A 17,215-nucleotide genomic window follows, 5' to 3' on the forward strand; every position below is an offset into this window, starting at 1 on the left:
TTAATGCCTTACACCAGAATCGACGACCGCCTGTCCGTCGCATCCCAGATCGCCGTCGCCGACATCGCTGGGATAGCTGAAGCCGGCTTCACCACGCTGATCAGTAATCGGCCGGATGGCGAGGCAGACGACCAACCAGAGACTGCTACGCTCGCTGCCGAAGCGGAGCGCCACGGTTTGACGTTCGTGCACCAGCCAGTGGTCGGCAGCGCGATCGGCCCTGCCGACGTTGATGCCTTCGAAGCCGCGCTCGCACAGGCAACTGGTCCGACTCTCGCGTTCTGCCGAACAGGTACCCGCTCGACCACGCTGTGGGCGCTGGGTCAGGCGCGTCGACGTCCAGCTAGCGAGGTGCTGGCCGACGCGCAGAGCGCTGGGTACGACCTGTCCGCGTTGAGGCCGACACTTGAGGCGACCGCACCGGCGCCGACCCAGGTAACACGCGACGCGTTCGACGTGGTGGTGATTGGCGGGGGCGCCGCTGGCCTAGCGACGATGGCCAGCTTGCTGAAGCGCCGCGCGAACCTTCGTATATGCGTGGTCGATGCCGCCGATCAGCATGCCTACCAGCCTGGCTGGACTATGGTTGGCGCAGGCGTTTTCAACCTCGATGAAACACTCCGGCCGATGGCTTCACTGATTCCAGATTGCGTGACATGGAAGCGGACAGCGGCAGCGGAATTTGACTGCGAGCGCAACGAGGTGTCGCTGCAGAACGGCGAGTGTGTTGGTTACCGCGTGCTCGTGGTGGCGCCAGGCTTGACCTTGGATTGGGACGGCGTCCCGGGCCTGCGCGCCGCGCTGGGAAAGAACGGCGTGACATCCAATTATCGGCAGGATCTCGCGCCGTACACGTGGCAGCTTGTACAGCAATTGCGAGGCGGCCGTGCGCTCTTCACCCAGCCACCTATGCCTATCAAGTGTGCGGGAGCGCCGCAGAAAGCGATGTACCTGTCTGCTGACCATTGGCGGCGACAGGGCGTGTTGGGCGACATTGATATCCAGTTTCATAACGCGGGTGCAGTGCTGTTCGGGGTCGAGGCCTACGTGCCCGCGCTGATGCGTTATATCGAACGTTACGCGATAGGACTGAACCTCGGCTCGCGTTTGGTCGCGGTCGACGGCGAAGCGCGGACTGCAACATTCCAACGCCAAACGCCTGATGGCGTGAAATCAGACCAAGTACTTGGCTTCGACATGCTCCACGTCTGTCCGCCACAACGTGCGCCAAGCCTCGTACGTGACAGCGCCTTGGCCAATGAAGCCGGCTGGCTGGACGTCGCGCCGGACACATTGCGTCACGTGCGACATGCCAATGTCTTCGGTTTGGGCGACGCCACGAATACACCTAACGCAAAGACGGCCGCAGCGGCGCGTAAGCAAGCGCCGGTGGTGGCGGAAAATGTACTCGCGACTCTAGACGGTCTTCCACTGCCCGCCGCTTACGACGGCTACGGTTCGTGCCCGTTGACCGTAGAGCGCGGGAAAATCGTTCTCGCCGAGTTCGGCTACGGCGGCACTTTGATGCCGACCTTTCCACGCTGGCTCATCGACGGCCGCGAGCCTTCGCGGCTGGCGTGGCATCTCAAATCAGAAGCGTTGCCGGTTTTGTACTGGCACGGGATGCTGAAGGGGCGCGAATGGTTGTGCACACCACAGCCACGAGTGTCGAAGGCAGAGGGCTAAGCGGGAATGGACTTCATGCAGCTGGTGCTGGGTGGCCTGTCAGGTGTCTTGGTGGGATTCACCCTCGGACTTGTCGGTGGCGGCGGCTCGATCCTGGCTGTGCCTCTGATGGTCTACGTGGTAGGTGTCAACAATCCCCACATCGCAATAGGCACCAGCGCGCTCGCGGTTGCAGCCAATGCAGCTATGAACCTGGCAAACCACGCGCGCCGCGGTAACGTTCGCTGGGATTGCGCAGCTGTATTCGCGGCTGCAGGTGTGATTGGGGCCTACGGTGGCTCGACGCTGGGCAAGGCGATCGATGGCCAGAAGTTGCTGTTCTTGTTCGCGCTGCTGATGCTCGTAGTCGGCGCACTCATGCTGCGTGGGCGCGGTGAGGGCGGTAAGACGGATGTGCGCCTAGATCGCACCACCGGTCCCCGCCTGGCTGGATTAGGCGGCCTCGCTGGGGCGTTATCCGGCTTCTTCGGTATCGGCGGCGGCTTCCTGATAGTTCCCGGCCTGATTGCAGCTACAAGGATGCCAATGCTGCTGGCGATCGGTAGTTCACTCGTCGCGGTCACCGCGTTTGGGCTGACGACCGCGCTCAACTACGGGCGGTCAGGGCTAATTGATTGGACGCTGGCTGGTGTGTTCATCGGAGGCGGATTGGTTGGCGGCTTGATCGGCGCATCCGTCGCAACCCGCTTGGCTCAATCTCGCGGAACTTTGAACACAATTTTTGCGAGCTTGGTCTTTGTGGTGGCCTTGTACATGCTCTATCAAAGTTTTATGGCGATGTAGCTCAAGGATTTCCCCCGCGAATCGCGTTGCGGCGCTTACCCGTTTCGGGCCGCCCCAGCATTTGGTTCGGTCATCCACTCCATCGATCTTGGCAGGAATCTGCTGACTTGGATCGTTGATTGCTTTGAAGGGCAATGTCATGAAGTACACCTCGCTATTCCTTATTCTTGTCGCACTCGCAGGCCCCAGCTGCGCATTTGCCACCGCATCGGCCATTCTTCCCGCAGTCGCTGACGCGGTTTCGCCTTCCCCGGGCGTCGTGTCGGCAGGTCGGCTAACGGCCGAGGACATTGCACGTGTCTACGATGCTGGAATACGTCACGTCATCGACCTTACTCCGGACGCGGAGACTCCTGATTTTGACGAGGCGGCTTCAGTCCGTGCGGCCGGCTTGCGGTATTCCAACCTGCCATTGCGCGGCGCAGTCGACCTCACCCGAGAGAACGTATTTGCGTTCGACTCAATTGTTCGGAATGCACAGCGACCCCTGCTGGTTCACTGTGCTAGCGGCAACCGCGTCGGCGCGATAGCGGCGCTTAGAGCCGCATGGGTGGATGGAGTGGAGACGGACGAGGCCATCGCGATCGGGAGAGCCTGGGGCCTTAAAGGGTTGGAGGAAGAGGTGCGCCGCAAGATTGAGGCTGCTGGCCCGTAGAGCAGGACAAGCGAGACGCTAACTAGCCAACGGTCAGGATATGCCGGGAAATTTTCGTACTGCGGTGTCGCGGACAAAGACTCAAACTACATATCCTTGAATAATTCGTGAAAGCGTTTCCTATGCCTACGTTTTATGCCGACGTGAGCGTAACGGCGCGTTGCACGTTTAAAGCGGCTATAGCGGCGCTGCAAGATCAGCGTTCTTCAGGCAAATGAGAGATCTTGCGAGAATCTATTCATGATTTGTCTGCAGCCAACGCTTAGACATTGGCCGACCCTGTGTCCGCTTCTGTCCGGAAGCGGACGTCGAAAGTCGCGCCATTGACCGCAGCTCTACTGCATAGGCCCAATGTTTTGATCAGCTGATGTTCTTTCCTAAGCGGGGAAGCGCCTTGATGTAGACCAACTCGCTCACGAGTTCGATCATCGTTTGGGTGACGATCACCGCCGGGATGAGCGGTAGCGCCCCCGGGATGGCGAGCCCTAGCGGGAGAACGACCAGTGAATTTCGGGTGCCAGTGCTGAACGCGATCGCGCGTCCTTGGTCCGCAGGCAACTTCGCGGCGCGCGCCACCAGCCACCCGAGCAGCGGCGCGGCCACGGCGAACACCACGTAGAAAGGCGCAGCCTGCAGCACCGCGTCCAGTGCCGGGCCGAGTTGCGGTGCGACGGCTGCGATCACCACGAATAGCACAGCCGCCGTTGCCGGTACCGGGAGGACGCCCAGGCCCGGAAGCGGACATAGTTGGAGCTCCCGAGCCCCCTGTAAAGACAGCAAAGTGCGCTGGGCGTAAGCCGGCAGAGCGGCTGGATAACCCAAGGGTGTGAGCCGCGACGCGCGCACGTGCTGTAAGACAAGCATGCAGAGGCGCTATATGCCCCGGAGTAGGACAACTACCGAAGTTGAAGTCAGCAGAGCGCTTGAGCTTCCTCGGAACTAACCAGGTCTCTGAGAAAATCAGGCTGAGATCTCGCCGCTCTTGATCGCGGCGGTCACCGACTCCTTGATTGCCTCAAGGCTCGAGTAGCGCGGGTTATAGCCGACACGGGTTCGCGCCTTCTCAGTTGAGAACGAGTGCCTCCGCGTGATGTGCTCCTCAGCATGATGGGCTTGAGCGGGCGACTGTGTAGCCTTCCAGGCCTCGAGCGGCTGAAACTCGATGTTCGGCTCGTGCCCGAACCATCGGTACAACGCCTCCGCATAGCATCCATACTGTGGTCTTCAGACACAGCGATTGTAGGGCAGGGTTCCACAACTGGGCGTGCTTGATCACTTTTTGAGGTGGTTCAGAACCCTGCCTCGCGGAGGACTGACGTTGGCCAGTGTGGATTGAGGTCAATAAGCGATCATGCTGTTGTCGGCTGGATGCTCTGGGAACGGCCGAGGTGGGAAGGTGATCAGGTCCACTGGCAACTCAACAAAGTCGTCCACACCCTTGTGTCGATACGGGTTCATCTTGTGCTGAGGTGGAACACCATCGAACACGTAATCTCGATCGGTTAGAGCGAAACCTAGCGGAAAGCACTTCATCGACCACAGGATGCTGTTCTGCCTGGTCACTAGGTTCATGATTCTCGCGTCCTTGGTGAGCACCACAGTGGGGAAGGGGAACAGCCAGTAGTGCAGGCTCAGCATGTCAGGCAAAGGCAACGCTGGATCCAGTAGGTAGTCCCGAAGCGGCTGCGTGATGTCGCCCTTCTTGTATCGGTTGACCCCTTGAGCGCACAGATGGCCGATCACCGATCGCATCACCCGTTGTGGCCTGATTCTGACGAACTGCACCCCTGGAATGTGCAGTGATGTCTTGGGCAGTGCAGTCACCGCATCCACCAAACGGAGCAACTCAGGGTCATACAGCGTGCCCAAGACATCACGATTGCACCTCTCGCATAGCGATCGAAAACGCACACCGTCGTTGACCTTCTGGTACTTGTGCCGCTGACTCTCCTTCAGGGGCTCCATCACCTCCATCACCTGCATGGGCACACAAGGTGCCCAGCCCTTAGGTGGGGTGTGATCAACAGTCATGGGGCCACAGGTGCCGCAGATGTTGCATTCGCCAACTTGTGGACCGCGAGTGACCTTGAGGGTCATGGATCGTCCTTGATTTGTTGGTTAGCGCGTCTTGTCGATCAGCCAGTCCACCAACCCGAACTTCACGATCAGTTTGGACACTTCAGTGCGTCCGAGCACACGCACGCTAGCGTCAAGCGATATCAGTTCCACATCACTGTTGTGCACAAAGAACATCAACTGATTTCGATCGTTTGCGGCTTCGATGTAGGTGTTGAGCGTGGCTTGGTTGGAGTCCGCTTTAACCTGTGCGAACGCCTTCTCGCCTGTGAGGGGCAGCTCAAGGGTGAGATCCACCGTCTTCTCATTCCCGCCTAGCCGATCGGTGCGCCTCCACCCTCCTGCCGACAGCAGCAGATCGGCCAAGATCTCAAAGTCCTGCCACTGAAGTTCACGGATGAGGCCGCGCACTTCTCCAACGAGGTGATCACGCGCCTCTTCCACCTTCAGGCCTTGAACAGAGCGCTCGCCATTGATCCGACGCAACAAGTGATCTGCTGCGCCGACAAGGCACGTGGTGCCTTGGAACATGCTCACCACATTGACCGTGCCGGGCAGCGTACTGCGCGATAGCGTCAGTCTGTTGGCGTCGAGACAGGACCACTTCCCTTTAACCTTGCGGTAACTGGACTGGCGCTCATCACCGACAGGCACAGCTTCGCCCGGTTCCAAGAAGCACCAGTACAGATTGCTTCTGTGAAACGTCACCCAAAGGGTGGTGCCGTCGTCCTCGAAGTACGCACGCAAGGAATTGGTAGCTGTGGTGGCAGTCTTCTTGCTGTGTGGCTTCCACTCTCCACTGGCATCGGTCTTGCCACCCTTGAGCCAATCCTCACGGATCTTCTCCCAGTTGCCTTGGCGCATCTCCTCCAACTGTCCCAAGTGCCCTGACTCGAAACCGAAGCGCAGGATCTGCTTCTCATCGATGCACTCGTGCTCCCATGACCCTTGGCGTCCGAGTTTGACGAAGCGCACTGAGGTGGGGTGGATGGGGAACTGCTTACTGCTCATCAGTGATCCTCCGGGTTCTACCCCGTTTCGACGGACGGTTTGATTAAGGCTGAAAAGGATTGATTCCGCCTCGCCACTCTACGGCGCATGCGCGGGTTGTGGACCACACGCACATTCGCACGCGCCCTTGGGCCCGGCCTGCGGCTGAGCCAGCCATAGAATCCACTTGTTGAGACTTCGAGACAGCGGCACATCATCCCGACGGGATAGTCGATTTGGCAGCGATCAATCACCCTGTACCGTTCGGTGACTGCTTCGCGAAGTACGCTGCCGCGTCTCCTAAAAAATCCCGCTCCCTGGTCACCCTCGACAACTCGCGCTTGAGCCTGGCCACTTCTTCATCCCGGGGCATCCCGCCGCCCGGGAACGACTTGCCGCCCTCAGCATCTGCCTCGCGCACCCAGCGGGTGAGCATGTTCGGATTGACGCCGACCTCCAGTGCGATCTGACGGCAGCTGGAATTCGACCGCCGCACCAGGTCGACGAGCTCCCGTTTGTACTCGGGGCTGGAACGCTTGCGCTTCGACATAGACACTCCTTTCGCTCAGTGTGAGCCTTGGTGGATGTGTCAGTGAAATCGGGGCAGAACCCCCTCGTCCCCATGTTCAGGTGCGTAGTTCCAGCACTATGATTGTGCGAGCGCGTACTTTCCAGCCCGAACTCTAACGGGCTGGAGCGACTGCAGATACGAAGTGCTGCAGGAGCGGGAGGGGCGATCGCGATCAGCCGGCCACTTGGACTCAATGCCGAAGCGGAGTTCGATTGATCCATGAAATCAGGGAGGAAGAAATGCGCATTGAATCCGTAACCATCGCTGGCTTTCGTTGCTTCGGCCCAGAGCCGACCAAGGTGGCGATCTCTCCTGAGATTACCGCTATCGTAGGAACTAATGGAGCTGGCAAGACTGCCTTTCTGCAAGCCCTGACGAAGCTTTTCGGCGTCACTCGCGCTCAGCGCACCATCCAGCTCTCAGACTTCCATCTGGGTGCCGGAAGCAATCCAGATGATCGAGAGAAGAGAACCCTCTTCATCGACGTCCTTATCGGTCTGCCAGAGCTGATAGACGGTACTGCGACCCCAGAAACCATCGCTCCGACGTTTCGACACATGCTCGTTGAGCGGAAAGATGAGCATCCGGTGTGCCGCATACGTCTCGAAGCGAACTGGGAAGACGACGGCACAGTCGAGGGCGAGGTGACGCAGGAGCTGGTCTGGGTTGAGACGCTCGATCCGGTCCCGGCCGTAGACAAACGCCACCCGTTGTCGGCATTGGATCGTGGGTTGATCCAGCTTTACTACACACCAGCCAGTCGAGATGCGACGGCCCAGATCAAGGCGACGACCGGCGCGCTCGCATCGCGTCTGCTTCGTGCAATCGAGTGGTCAGACGAGACTGAAGAAGCCGTCCGAGAAACGACAACGAATTTAGCCACGGCGTTCGAGGATGAGACTGCGATCGCCGCGATTGGCAAGGCGATACAGAAGCGCTGGTCCAGCCTTCATGATGACGATGTCGACCAGAAGCCCAAACTTAGCCTCGTAAGTCGGCGGTTCGAGGAGGTCGTCAACAAGATTGCCGTCATCTTCCAGCTCGGGCCTGACGGCCATGAACGCGGCCTCGATGCACTGAGTGATGGGCAGAGATCCCTGTTCTACTTCGCCCTCGCGGCCGCCGTGTTCGACCTCGAACGCGAAATCGTGCAAGGCACGGTCATAGGATTTCGACATGACTCGCTCCGCAGCCCATCGCTCACGATCTTTGCCCTTGAAGAACCAGAGAATCATCTGTCGCCGTATTACTTGGCGAGAATCATCGAGCAGGTGCGCTCGTTGACGGATGAGCGAAGCGCACAGGTAGTTATCACAAGCCACTCGCCCGGTGTGTTGAGTCGCGTGAAGCCCCACGAAGTTCGCTACTGTCGGTACACACCACTCACTCGCACTTCCACGATCAAGAGGATAACGCTGCCTCCCAAAAGTGATGAGGCGGGCAAATTCGTTCGCGGCGCCATGCTTGCCTACCCCGAACTCTACTTTGCTCGATTCGTGCTGCTTGTAGAAGGGGATTCAGAGCGGATTGTTCTGCCAATTCTGGCCGATGCTCTCGACCTGCTGATTGATCCTGCATTTGTCGCGATCGTTCCCTTAGGCGGCCGTCACGTGCACCATTTCTGGCGACTGCTTAGCGAGCTTGGCATCCCATATGCGACCCTTCTGGACCTGGACTTGGGAAGGGGTGGAGGTGGGTTTGGTCGCGTGAAGACAGCCATCCAGCAGTTGATTGGCATCGGGGCTCCCAAGCCCATCCTTCTCGCAGCGAGCGGAGGGGTGCTGAGCGACTCAGACCTCGCAGCCATGCACGGATGGGATGAGCAGTACCTGGATGGGTGGATCGATCACCTGAAGCAGTTCGGTGTGTACTACTCAGCGCCGCTCGATCTCGACCTTGCAATGCTGCAGGCATTTCCAACAGCTTATGAAGCCATCATCCCTCCAGGGGGCGGTCCCGAGCTGACCGTAGAGAAGGCAACGGAAGTTGTTCTAGGTGTAGCTGGTAGTGGAATTGCGTCGTACGGCGGGGACTACAAGGTGTACCCGCACATGTTTCCTGCATATCGCTACCACTTTCTGACGAACAGCAAGCCTGCGACACATCTGGCTGCGTTGACTCACATCAAAAAGGCAGAGGCTCAATGTGAGATGCCTCCTGTACTGAAGGATCTGCTCAAGCACATCGCCAAGTCCTTGAAGAAGGACTGAGTCGTGCAGATCTCAGCTCGACGGATCGCCCCAGATTCTTGGCAGCCAACAGGCGTTGAAGCCCTGGAGCCGAATGCCTTGGATGTTGTTCGATCGGACAACAATCGCTCTGTTATCGCCGGTCCTGGTGCGGGGAAGACTGAGCTCCTCGCGCAGCGCGCCGCGTATTTATTGCAAACCGGGGTGTCGCCTTCTCCGAGGCGGATCCTCGCCATCAGCTTCAAGCGAGACGCAGCCTCCAATCTTGCGGCTCGAGTGCGCAAACGTTGTCATCGTGCGCATGCTGAGCGCCTGGATTCGATGACATTCGACGCCTTTGCCAAGGGACTGCTTGATCGCTTCGGTCAATCTCTACCTACTCGGTGGAGGCCGCGGTCAGACTTCGAGATTGTTTTCCCAACGCCGAGAGACTATCGGGATTTTCTTGGTCGGGAGATTGGCCCGCCGCCGCCTATCGTAGGCACCTATGCCGACATCCAGGCGATCTCCGCTGAGACATTCGAAAGGCGGCATCTGGTTGGATCGCCATTGCCCGTGGACGGATGGATCAGCCCTACGCCGCAGCAGTGGGCGGCCGATTGCGTGTGGCAGCGTGCGCTTCACCAGCGGCCTAAGACCTTCCTTTCGTTTCCGATGATCGGGAGGCTCGTTGAGCTGATGTTGCGCACGAACCCGATCATCCGAGACGCTCTCAAACTTACCTATTCGCACCTGTTTCTGGATGAGTTCCAGGACACCACGCAGATTCAGTACGACCTTGTCCACACCATCTTCTCTGGCTCCGAAGCAGTGATTACTGCCGTTGGTGACAACAAGCAGCAGATCATGCGATGGGCGATGGCTATGGACGACCCTTTCGACGTGTTCGAGCAGGATTTCTCCGCGCTTAGAACGCCGCTTTACAACAACTACCGGTCATCGCCAGATCTTGTCCGTATCCAGCATGTGTTGGCTAAAGCATTGGATGATCGTGCGGTTGCACCAGTTTCGAAGACCGCCGGCAGTGTTTCCGGTCAAAGCTGCGCTGTTCTGAACTTCTCAACGCCAGAGCTCGAAGCTTCGAAGCTAGCGGCCACAGTTTCAAGTCAGATGCAGCTTCACAACCTGACTCCACGCGATTTTGTCGTGCTTGTCCGACAGAAGGCAGCCGAGTATGCAGAAGTTCTCGGACCCGCATTTGCCCTTGCAGGCATTCCTCTGCGCAACGAAGCGGACAAGGTGGGAAAGGTCCCGCTGCAGGACCTGATATCTGACCCAGTTTCGGAGATCGTATTCCAGATACTACGTTTAGCTTGCTCCAAACGATCAGGAAAGAGCTGGACGGCGTGTCAAGCTGCTCTGCTCTCACTGCACGGTGTGCAAGTAGAGGATGAGAGAGGCCAAGCCAAAGTGACTCGCGAGCTCGACCAGTACGCGATCAATCTTAAGATGCAGAATCCGCGGCCGCCAACATCCGAGACAGAAGCTCGCCGCCTCGTCGACTCCATTCTCGACTTTGTGGGGCGTGCGAAATTGATCGCCGCCTATCCCGCGTACGGACATGGAGGTTGGCTTGAAGAGGTGATCGAGTCTGTATCGGAGCACCTCTTGGCGTCGTCAGCACAAGTGGCAGATTGGTCCGCCGCACTCGATAGCTACGAGGGTGCTCATGCAGTACCGTTGATGACAATCCACAAGAGCAAGGGCCTTGAGTACCACACGGTAATATTCGTAGGCTTGGATGACGGGGCTTGGTGGAGCTTTACGAAAGACCAGTACGAAGCGACTGCTGGCTTCTTCGTTGCTTTCACACGCGCGAAGCAACGCGTCCTCTTTACCTACTGCGCAAGACGGGGGGGCAAGCGAGTAATCGCGACGCTGTATGGACTCTTGGAGGCGGCGGGGGTCAAGAAGTTCAATGGTGACTGATCAAGCGCGAGTCGAGTTGCAGTGTGTGGTTGTAGGCGGTAAGGACCGCTTTCGGCCGATAGCGGATGTACAGAGGTGTTGACCACGTTTCCAACGTGGTCGGAGCTTAGTTGAGCAACTCTAGCGAACCGCACTCGGCGCCGTTCAAAGTTCAAGCTCGGAACTTCAGGGCTTGGATAATCACCTTCAAGGCCGGCGTAACCTGCCGGCTCTTCGGGAAGTACAGGTGATAGCCCGGCATGACGGGGCGCCAGGCGTCCAGCACGCTGACGATTCCGCCCGACGCCAGCATCGGCGGGGACTGCGACCGCAGCAGATCCGCGAGACCATGCCCCGCCACCGCGGCTTCGAGAATCAGCTCCGGACGGTTGAACGCCAGACGTCCCGACACGCGCGTGCGCGTGGCTCGGCCGTTGCGCACGAATTCCAATGCCGGAAAACCGCCGAGTGATGGCAGCCGCCGGTTGATGCACTGGTGGTTCACGAGGTCGGCCCGTGTGTCCGGAGCGACGTGCACTGCCAGATACGCTGTGTCTTGCGCGGAGGCTGCCGCCGACGAAAGGTCATGAGAAGATGAACCCGCGTGTAGCTTCCTGACGGCAGCGCGGGTATCAGAAGAAATTGCGGGTATCCAAGCGGGTACGTATCCGGAAACTGAGGATTCTTGGCCTTTAAAATCAATTGGATGCATCGTTAATGCTGCTGATGATCGACAACTACGACAGCTTCACCTACAACCTCGTGCAGTACCTGCAGACGCTGGGTGCCGAGGTCAAGGTGGTGCGCAACGATGCGATGACGGTCGATGAGATCGCCGCGCACAAGCCCGAACGCATCGTGATTTCGCCCGGCCCATGCACGCCCAACGAGGCCGGCATTTCGCTGGAACTGATCCAGCGGCTGGGCCCGACCACGCCGATCCTCGGCGTCTGCCTGGGCCACCAGGGGATCGGCCAGGTGTACGGCGGCACGGTGATCCGTGCGGGCAACATCATGCACGGCAAGACCTCGCCGATCCGCCATGAAGGCAAGGGCGTGTTCGCCGGCCTGCCCGATCGCTACCAGGCCACCCGCTACCACTCGCTGGTGGTGGACAAGACGCGGCTGCCGGCTTGCCTGGAGGTCACCGCCTGGACCGAGAACGAGGACGGTTCGGTGGAGGAAATCATGGGCCTGCGCCATCGTGAACATCCGGTGGAAGGCGTGCAGTTCCATCCCGAATCCATCCTTACCGAGCACGGCCACGCGCTGCTGCGCAACTTCCTGCAGCGCTGAACTGCACGCCCACCCCAGGAGTCCAACGATGCGCTTCTCCCCCCAGGAAGCCCTGCAACGCACCATCGAACACCGAGAGATCTTCTTCGAAGAGATGGTCGACCTGATGCGGCAGATCATGCGCGGCGATGTGTCGCCGATGATGACCGCCGCGATCCTGACCGGGCTGCGGGTCAAGAAGGAAACGGTGGATGAGATCGCCGCCGCCGCGACCGTGATGCGCGAGTTCGCGCTGCCGGTGCCGGTCACCGATACCCGCCACATGGTCGATATCGTGGGCACCGGTGGCGATGGCTCGCACACCTTCAACATCTCCACCTGTTCGATGTTCGTGGCCGCCGCTGCGGGCGCGCGCGTGGCCAAGCACGGCAACCGCAGCGTGTCGTCCAAGTCCGGCAGCGCCGATGCGGTGGAAGCACTGGGCGCGGTGATCGAACTGCAACCGGCGCAGGTGGCCCAGGCCATCGAACAGACCGGCGTGGGCTTCATGTTCGCACCCATCCACCACCCGGCGATGAAGGTCGTGGCGCCGGTGCGGCGCGAGATGGGCGTGCGCACCATCTTCAACATCCTCGGCCCGCTGACCAACCCCGCCAGCGCACCGTCGGTGCTGATGGGCGTGTTCCATCCGGACCTGGTCGGCATCCAGGCGCGCGTGCTGCGCGAGCTGGGCACCGAGCGCGCGATGGTGGTGTGGGGCCGCGACAACATGGATGAGATCTCGCTCGGTGCCGGCACCTTGGTCGGTGAGCTGCGCGATGGCACGGTCCGCGAGTACGAGATCCATCCGGAAGACTTCGGCATCGCCATGTCCGCCAGCCGCAACCTGCGCGTGGACGGCCCGGAACAGTCCATCGCGATGCTGCGTGCGGTGCTGGACAACGAGCCCGGCCCGGCGCTGGACATCGTGGCGCTGAACGCGGGTGCGGCCCTGTACGTGGCCGACGTGGCCAGCGACATCGCCGATGGCCTGGCGCGTGCCCGCGCCGCGATCGCCGATGGCAGCGCCCGCGCGCGCCTGCAACAGTACGTCGACATCACCCGCGTGCTGGCAGGCTGAGGCGGCAACGCTGGAACCGACTTGACTCCCTCCGTCCCCTTTTTCGTGTGAACACCATGAGCGACATCCTGCAGACGATCCTGGCCCGCAAGGCCGAAGAAGTGGCCCAGCGCCGCGCCGCCGTGCCGCTGGAACAGCTGCAGGCCCGGCTGGCCGATGCGCCGCCAGTGCGCGGGTTCGTGCGTGCGTTGCAGGCAGCGATCACCAACGGCGACCCGGCGGTGATCGCCGAGGTCAAGAAGGCCAGTCCCTCCAAGGGCGTGATCCGTCCGGACTTCCATCCGGCCGATATCGCGGTCAGTTATGAATTCGGCGGAGCCAGCTGCCTGTCCGTACTGACCGACGTGGACTTCTTCCAGGGCAGCGATGCCTACCTGCAGCAGGCACGTGAAGCCTGCACACTGCCGGTGCTGCGCAAGGACTTCGTGGTCGACCCGTACCAGGTGGTCGAAGCGCGCGTGCTGGGCGCCGACTGCATCCTGTTGATCGTCGCCGCGCTGGAAGACACCCAGCTGGCGGAGCTGTCCGAACTGGCGATCAGCCTGGGCATGGACGTGCTGGTGGAAGTGCACGACATCGATGAGCTTGAGCGCGCGCTGCAGGTGCCGGCGCCGATGATCGGCATCAACAACCGCAACCTGCGCACCTTCGAGGTGTCGCTGCAGACCACGCTGGACATGCGCAGCGCAGTGCCGAAGGACCGCCTTCTGGTGACCGAAAGCGGCATCCTGGGGCCGCAGGACGTCGGCCTGATGCGTGATGCCGGGATCAACGCGTTCCTGGTGGGCGAAGCGTTCATGCGGGTGGAGGAGCCGGGCGAGGGCCTGCGTCAGCTATTCTTCGCTGCATGAGCACGATCTATCCAACCCCGCAGGACAATGCGCCGCTGGTGGTGTTCGATTTCGACCACACCCTGTATGACGGCGATTCCGGCAGCCATCTGTTCGCCACTCTGATCAAGCGCAATCCGTTGCGGTTGCTGGCTGCGCTGCTGGTGACGCCGATCGCCGGGCCGCTGGTGGCGATGCTGCCCACCCGCCGCGCCGGCATTTCGATCTACGTTTGGATCGCCACCTTCGGCATGCACCGCGCACGCGAGTTCAACCGCGTCATCGATGCCTATGTGCTGAAGCACGAACCGACACTGCGCGCGAAACTGCTGCCGCAGGCGCTGGAGGTGTTCGCCGCGCACCGCGCCAAGGGCGACCGCGTGGTGGTCGCCACCGGCGCGCCGCCTGAGCTGGCGCGGGCGATCCTGGCCTTCGTCGCGCACGTGGACGTGCCGGTGATCGGCAGTGAAGTCGGGCCGCGCTTCGGCGCCGTCGGCGCCACCCGCCACTGCCACAACGAAGAGAAGATGCGCATGCTGCGCGAGCGTGGCTACGGCAACATCGATGTGGCCTACTCCGACAGCACCGCCGACCTGCCGCTGCTGGTGGCGGCCAAGGCACCGGTGGTGGTCAATCCCAAGCGTGGCAGCGTGGACTTCTTCCGTCGCGTGTTGCCCGAAGGTACGCGCATCCTCAACTGGGGCTGCGAAGACCGCGGCGGAGAAAAAGCCTGAGGCCGCGGGCCCGGTAGTGACGGCCGCTGGCCGTCAGCTTCTGCTGTGGTGGGTGACGACCGTTGGTCGTCACAGGCCCTGCCGCTGCGCTCACCGAGCACGGCTCGGCGCTACCGAGGCAGGCCGCTGCATCCGGTAGTGACGGCCGCTGGCCGTCAGCCTCTGCTGTGGTGGGTGACGACCGTTGGTCGTCACGGGCCCTGCCGCTGCGCTCACCGAGCACGGCTCGGCGCTACCGAGGCAGGCCGCTGCATCCGGTAGTGACGGCCGCTGGCCGCCAGCTTCTGCTGTGGTGGGTGACGACCGTTGGTCGTCACGCCGTTGCTGCCGCCGCTGCCTTCGGCGCTACCGCTCCAGCAGGCCGAACAGGGTGTGGCCGATCTGGTACAGGCTGATCGCCAGCACCAGCACGCCTACCGCGACCAGCACCCAGCGTTCCTTGACCCGCTTCACCAGCACTGCGGCCAACGGGGCAGCCATCATGCCGCCGATCAGCAGGCCGGCGACGATCTGCAGGTGCTGCAGCCCCATCGACAGCAGGAAGGTCGCCGAGACCGTCAGCGTCACCACGAACTCTGCCGCATTGACGGTGCCGATGGTGGTCCGCGCCTGGCCGCCGCGTGCCAACAGCGTGGAGGTGGCCACCGGCCCCCAGCCGCCACCGCCGCTGGCATCCAGGAAGCCTGCGACGGCACCCAACAGCGGTACGCGCTTGATGTCGCCCTTGGGCATCATCCGACCGGCCGCGCGCAACAGAATGACGATGGCGAGCACCAGCAGGTACAGATAAATCAATGGCCGGATGATGTCGCCAGGCAGCTGGGTGAGTCCGTATGCGCCGACCGCCCCGCCGATCGCGCCGGGTATGGCCAGGCGGACGAACAATCCGCGGTCCACGTTGCCGGCCATCAGGTGGGAAACCCCCGACGCGCCGGTGGTGAAGACTTCGGCGGTGTGGACGCTGGCGCTGACCTGTGCCGGTGGCAGGCCCATGCTGAGCAGCACCGAAGACGACACCAGCCCGAACGCCATGCCCAACGCGCCGTCGACCAGCTGCGCGCCGAGGCCGATCAGGATGAACCACCAGAATTCGCTGCTCAGCTCCATCACATCATCCTGCAGGACTACCGTGCACCGGCAGGTGACGGCGGGGGTGACGCAGTGACGACCAACGGTCGTCACCCACCAGGGGCAGGGGTCACCCAGGGGCAGGTCACCCACCAGGGGCAGCGTCACCCGCCTGGGGCAACGTCACCCGCTAGGAGACCTTCAGCGCGTGCCGTACAGCACCACGGTCTTGCCGCGGGCATGCAGCAGGCCGTCCACCTGCAGCTTCTTCAGCACCCGGCCGGCCATCTCGCGCGAGCAGCCGACCAGCCGCGCCAGTTCCTGCCGGGATACCCGCAGCTGGCTGCCTTGCGGGTGGGTCATGGCCTCCGGTTCTTCGGCCAGGTCATGCAGGGTGCGCACGATCCGGTCGGTCACGTCCAGGAAGGCCAGGCGGCTGGCCTTGCGGCTGGTATCGAGCAGGCGCTTGGATATCTGCTGGCCCAGCGCGTACAGCAGGCGCGGCGCATCGTTGGACAGCGGGCCCAGGAACAGCTGGTGCAGGCGTTCGTAGCTGATCTCGGCCAGCTCGCAGGCGGTCCGGGTGCGCAGGATGACCTCGCGGCGGTCCGATTCCACGAACAGGCCCATTTCACCAACGAACTCGCCGGTGCCGAAGTAGCCGAGCACCAGCTCGCGCTCCTCGTCCTCTTCAGCAATTATTGAAACCGACCCACTGATCACGTAGTACAGGGTCCCGGCCGGGTCACCGGGACGGAACACATCGGTTCGGGCAGGGTAGCGACGCCGGTGGCTGTGGGCCAGGAAGCGGTCGATGGTAGCGATGTCCAAAGCCAAAGGACTGGTAGCAAGGCGCACGGTTGACACGATGGTGGCGCTCCCTCTGCGCATGAACGGATTCACGGGGTGGAGAGCAGCTTAGCGGAGCGCAAATGTTAAGAGCAAACAATTAGCCGTTCACGGCAGCCCGTTCAGGTCCCCCCTCGGGGAACAATTGCCTCATAATTGATCCTTTCCCCGCTCTTACAGGATCGCCGCCCGTGGTCAAGCCGTTGCCTCGCCTGAGGTTGCAAGGTTTCAACAACCTCACCAAGGCGCTGAGCTTCAACATCTATGACGTCTGTTACGCCCGCACCGAAGAGGAGCGTCAGCGTTACATCGACTACATCGATGAAGAGTACAACGCCGACAGGCTGACTCAGATTCTCACGGACGTCGCCGAGATCATCGGTGCGAACATCCTCAACATCGCGCGCCAGGATTACGATCCGCAGGGTGCCTCGGTGACGATCCTGATCTCCGAAGAACCGGTGATCGACAAGAAGCAGGCCGGCAAGGAGTTGATCTCCGATGCCGTGGTCGCGCACAT

The 17,215-nt window shown here is 61.3% G+C and carries 16 protein-coding genes and 1 pseudogene; 10 read left to right on the forward strand and 7 right to left on the reverse strand.

The window, feature by feature from the left end:
• Positions 1-3 precede the first annotated feature (3 nt).
• The 3 genes from ACI2JH_RS03815 (at position 4) to ACI2JH_RS03825 (ending at position 3,124) form a co-directional block, all read left to right on the forward strand.
• Positions 4-1,686: a bifunctional protein tyrosine phosphatase family protein/NAD(P)/FAD-dependent oxidoreductase gene (locus ACI2JH_RS03815; RefSeq protein WP_282274941.1), complete on the forward strand. Its 1,683-nt coding sequence runs from the start codon at positions 4-6 to the stop codon at positions 1,684-1,686.
• Positions 1,687-1,692: 6 nt separating this feature from the next.
• Positions 1,693-2,469 (forward strand): sulfite exporter TauE/SafE family protein, encoded by a 777-nt coding sequence (locus ACI2JH_RS03820; protein WP_404735490.1) that lies wholly within the window; start codon positions 1,693-1,695, stop codon positions 2,467-2,469.
• A gap of 139 nt (positions 2,470-2,608) precedes the next feature.
• On the forward strand, positions 2,609-3,124 hold the full coding sequence (locus tag ACI2JH_RS03825; RefSeq protein WP_282274944.1) for a beta-lactamase hydrolase domain-containing protein: 516 nt from the start codon (positions 2,609-2,611) through the stop codon (positions 3,122-3,124).
• 360 nt (positions 3,125-3,484) lie between these two features.
• On the opposite strand, the gene ACI2JH_RS03830 is transcribed toward ACI2JH_RS03825, so the two are convergent.
• From ACI2JH_RS03830 to ACI2JH_RS03845, 4 genes are all read right to left on the reverse strand, one after another.
• Positions 3,485-3,811 carry a hypothetical protein gene (locus ACI2JH_RS03830; protein WP_404735491.1) on the reverse strand — a complete coding sequence of 109 codons (327 nt, stop codon included), beginning with the start codon at positions 3,809-3,811 and terminating at the stop codon, positions 3,485-3,487.
• A 651-nt stretch (positions 3,812-4,462) separates the two neighbouring features.
• The gene (locus ACI2JH_RS03835) at positions 4,463-5,221 is read right to left on the reverse strand and encodes a hypothetical protein (protein WP_282274946.1); all 759 of its coding nucleotides are present in this window, start codon (positions 5,219-5,221) and stop codon (positions 4,463-4,465) included.
• A gap of 21 nt (positions 5,222-5,242) precedes the next feature.
• A complete protein-coding gene (locus ACI2JH_RS03840) occupies positions 5,243-6,211 on the reverse strand; it encodes a hypothetical protein (protein WP_404735492.1) in 969 nt (322 codons plus the stop codon).
• Between the two features lie 229 nt (positions 6,212-6,440).
• Positions 6,441-6,740: a transposase gene (locus ACI2JH_RS03845; RefSeq protein ID WP_282274954.1), complete on the reverse strand. Its 300-nt coding sequence runs from the start codon at positions 6,738-6,740 to the stop codon at positions 6,441-6,443.
• Between the two features lie 233 nt (positions 6,741-6,973).
• On the opposite strand from ACI2JH_RS03845, the gene ACI2JH_RS03850 reads away from it, so the two are divergent.
• Positions 6,974-8,971, forward strand: a complete 1,998-nt coding sequence (locus ACI2JH_RS03850) for an ATP-dependent endonuclease (protein WP_282274955.1) — start codon at positions 6,974-6,976, stop codon at positions 8,969-8,971.
• 3 nt (positions 8,972-8,974) lie between these two features.
• Complete coding sequence (locus ACI2JH_RS03855) at positions 8,975-10,879, forward strand: UvrD-helicase domain-containing protein (RefSeq protein ID WP_282274956.1); 1,905 nt, start codon at positions 8,975-8,977, stop codon at positions 10,877-10,879.
• 151 nt (positions 10,880-11,030) lie between these two features.
• Here the strand turns inward: ACI2JH_RS03855 and ACI2JH_RS03860 are convergent, their stop codons facing one another.
• Positions 11,031-11,570: a LysR substrate-binding domain-containing protein gene (locus ACI2JH_RS03860; RefSeq protein ID WP_282274958.1), complete on the reverse strand. Its 540-nt coding sequence runs from the start codon at positions 11,568-11,570 to the stop codon at positions 11,031-11,033.
• 5 nt (positions 11,571-11,575) lie between these two features.
• Here ACI2JH_RS03860 and ACI2JH_RS03865 point away from each other — a divergent pair, with 5 nt between their 5' ends.
• Genes ACI2JH_RS03865 through ACI2JH_RS03880 form a run of 4 tightly spaced genes read left to right on the forward strand, consistent with a single transcriptional unit; the run spans position 11,576 to position 14,778 of the window.
• Positions 11,576-12,154: an anthranilate synthase component II gene (locus tag ACI2JH_RS03865; protein ID WP_404735493.1), complete on the forward strand. Its 579-nt coding sequence runs from the start codon at positions 11,576-11,578 to the stop codon at positions 12,152-12,154.
• A 28-nt stretch (positions 12,155-12,182) separates the two neighbouring features.
• On the forward strand, positions 12,183-13,214 hold the full coding sequence (gene trpD, locus ACI2JH_RS03870; protein ID WP_101099314.1) for an anthranilate phosphoribosyltransferase: 1,032 nt from the start codon (positions 12,183-12,185) through the stop codon (positions 13,212-13,214).
• A gap of 56 nt (positions 13,215-13,270) precedes the next feature.
• Complete coding sequence (trpC, locus tag ACI2JH_RS03875) at positions 13,271-14,065, forward strand: indole-3-glycerol phosphate synthase TrpC (RefSeq protein WP_101099315.1); 795 nt, start codon at positions 13,271-13,273, stop codon at positions 14,063-14,065.
• The gene (locus ACI2JH_RS03880) at positions 14,062-14,778 is read left to right on the forward strand and encodes a haloacid dehalogenase-like hydrolase (protein WP_101099316.1); all 717 of its coding nucleotides are present in this window, start codon (positions 14,062-14,064) and stop codon (positions 14,776-14,778) included. Before trpC ends, ACI2JH_RS03880 begins: the two co-directional genes overlap by 4 nt.
• A 345-nt stretch (positions 14,779-15,123) precedes the next feature.
• Here the strand turns inward: ACI2JH_RS03880 and ACI2JH_RS03885 are convergent, their stop codons facing one another.
• On the reverse strand, positions 15,124-15,885 hold the full coding sequence (locus tag ACI2JH_RS03885; protein ID WP_319274307.1) for a sulfite exporter TauE/SafE family protein: 762 nt from the start codon (positions 15,883-15,885) through the stop codon (positions 15,124-15,126).
• A 162-nt stretch (positions 15,886-16,047) separates the two neighbouring features.
• Positions 16,048-16,737: a cAMP-activated global transcriptional regulator CRP gene (crp, locus tag ACI2JH_RS03890; RefSeq protein ID WP_042614302.1), complete on the reverse strand. Its 690-nt coding sequence runs from the start codon at positions 16,735-16,737 to the stop codon at positions 16,048-16,050.
• Positions 16,738-16,886: 149 nt separating this feature from the next.
• Between crp and ACI2JH_RS03895 the strand changes: the two are divergent.
• Positions 16,887-17,215, forward strand: a pseudogene (locus ACI2JH_RS03895) (S-adenosylmethionine decarboxylase); the annotation flags it as partial.

The organism is Stenotrophomonas sp. NPDC078853, from assembly GCF_044901215.1.
GTDB lineage: Bacteria > Pseudomonadota > Gammaproteobacteria > Xanthomonadales > Xanthomonadaceae > Stenotrophomonas > Stenotrophomonas lacuserhaii.

Excerpts from the sequence above, each read along its gene's own strand:
- ACI2JH_RS03815 (WP_282274941.1), top strand. The coding sequence starts at position 4 with ATGCCTTACACCAGAATCGACGACCGCCTGTCCGTCGCATCCCAGATC.
- ACI2JH_RS03820 (WP_404735490.1), top strand. The coding sequence starts at position 1,693 with ATGGACTTCATGCAGCTGGTGCTGGGTGGCCTGTCAGGTGTCTTGGTG.
- ACI2JH_RS03825 (WP_282274944.1), top strand. The coding sequence starts at position 2,609 with ATGAAGTACACCTCGCTATTCCTTATTCTTGTCGCACTCGCAGGCCCC.
- ACI2JH_RS03835 (WP_282274946.1), bottom strand. The coding sequence starts at position 5,221 with ATGACCCTCAAGGTCACTCGCGGTCCACAAGTTGGCGAATGCAACATC.
- ACI2JH_RS03840 (WP_404735492.1), bottom strand. The coding sequence starts at position 6,211 with ATGAGCAGTAAGCAGTTCCCCATCCACCCCACCTCAGTGCGCTTCGTC.
- ACI2JH_RS03845 (WP_282274954.1), bottom strand. The coding sequence starts at position 6,740 with ATGTCGAAGCGCAAGCGTTCCAGCCCCGAGTACAAACGGGAGCTCGTC.
- ACI2JH_RS03860 (WP_282274958.1), bottom strand. The coding sequence starts at position 11,570 with ATGCATCCAATTGATTTTAAAGGCCAAGAATCCTCAGTTTCCGGATAC.
- ACI2JH_RS03865 (WP_404735493.1), top strand. The coding sequence starts at position 11,576 with ATGCTGCTGATGATCGACAACTACGACAGCTTCACCTACAACCTCGTG.
- trpD (WP_101099314.1), top strand. The coding sequence starts at position 12,183 with ATGCGCTTCTCCCCCCAGGAAGCCCTGCAACGCACCATCGAACACCGA.
- trpC (WP_101099315.1), top strand. The coding sequence starts at position 13,271 with ATGAGCGACATCCTGCAGACGATCCTGGCCCGCAAGGCCGAAGAAGTG.
- ACI2JH_RS03880 (WP_101099316.1), top strand. The coding sequence starts at position 14,062 with ATGAGCACGATCTATCCAACCCCGCAGGACAATGCGCCGCTGGTGGTG.
- ACI2JH_RS03885 (WP_319274307.1), bottom strand. The coding sequence starts at position 15,885 with ATGGAGCTGAGCAGCGAATTCTGGTGGTTCATCCTGATCGGCCTCGGC.
- crp (WP_042614302.1), bottom strand. The coding sequence starts at position 16,737 with ATGCGCAGAGGGAGCGCCACCATCGTGTCAACCGTGCGCCTTGCTACC.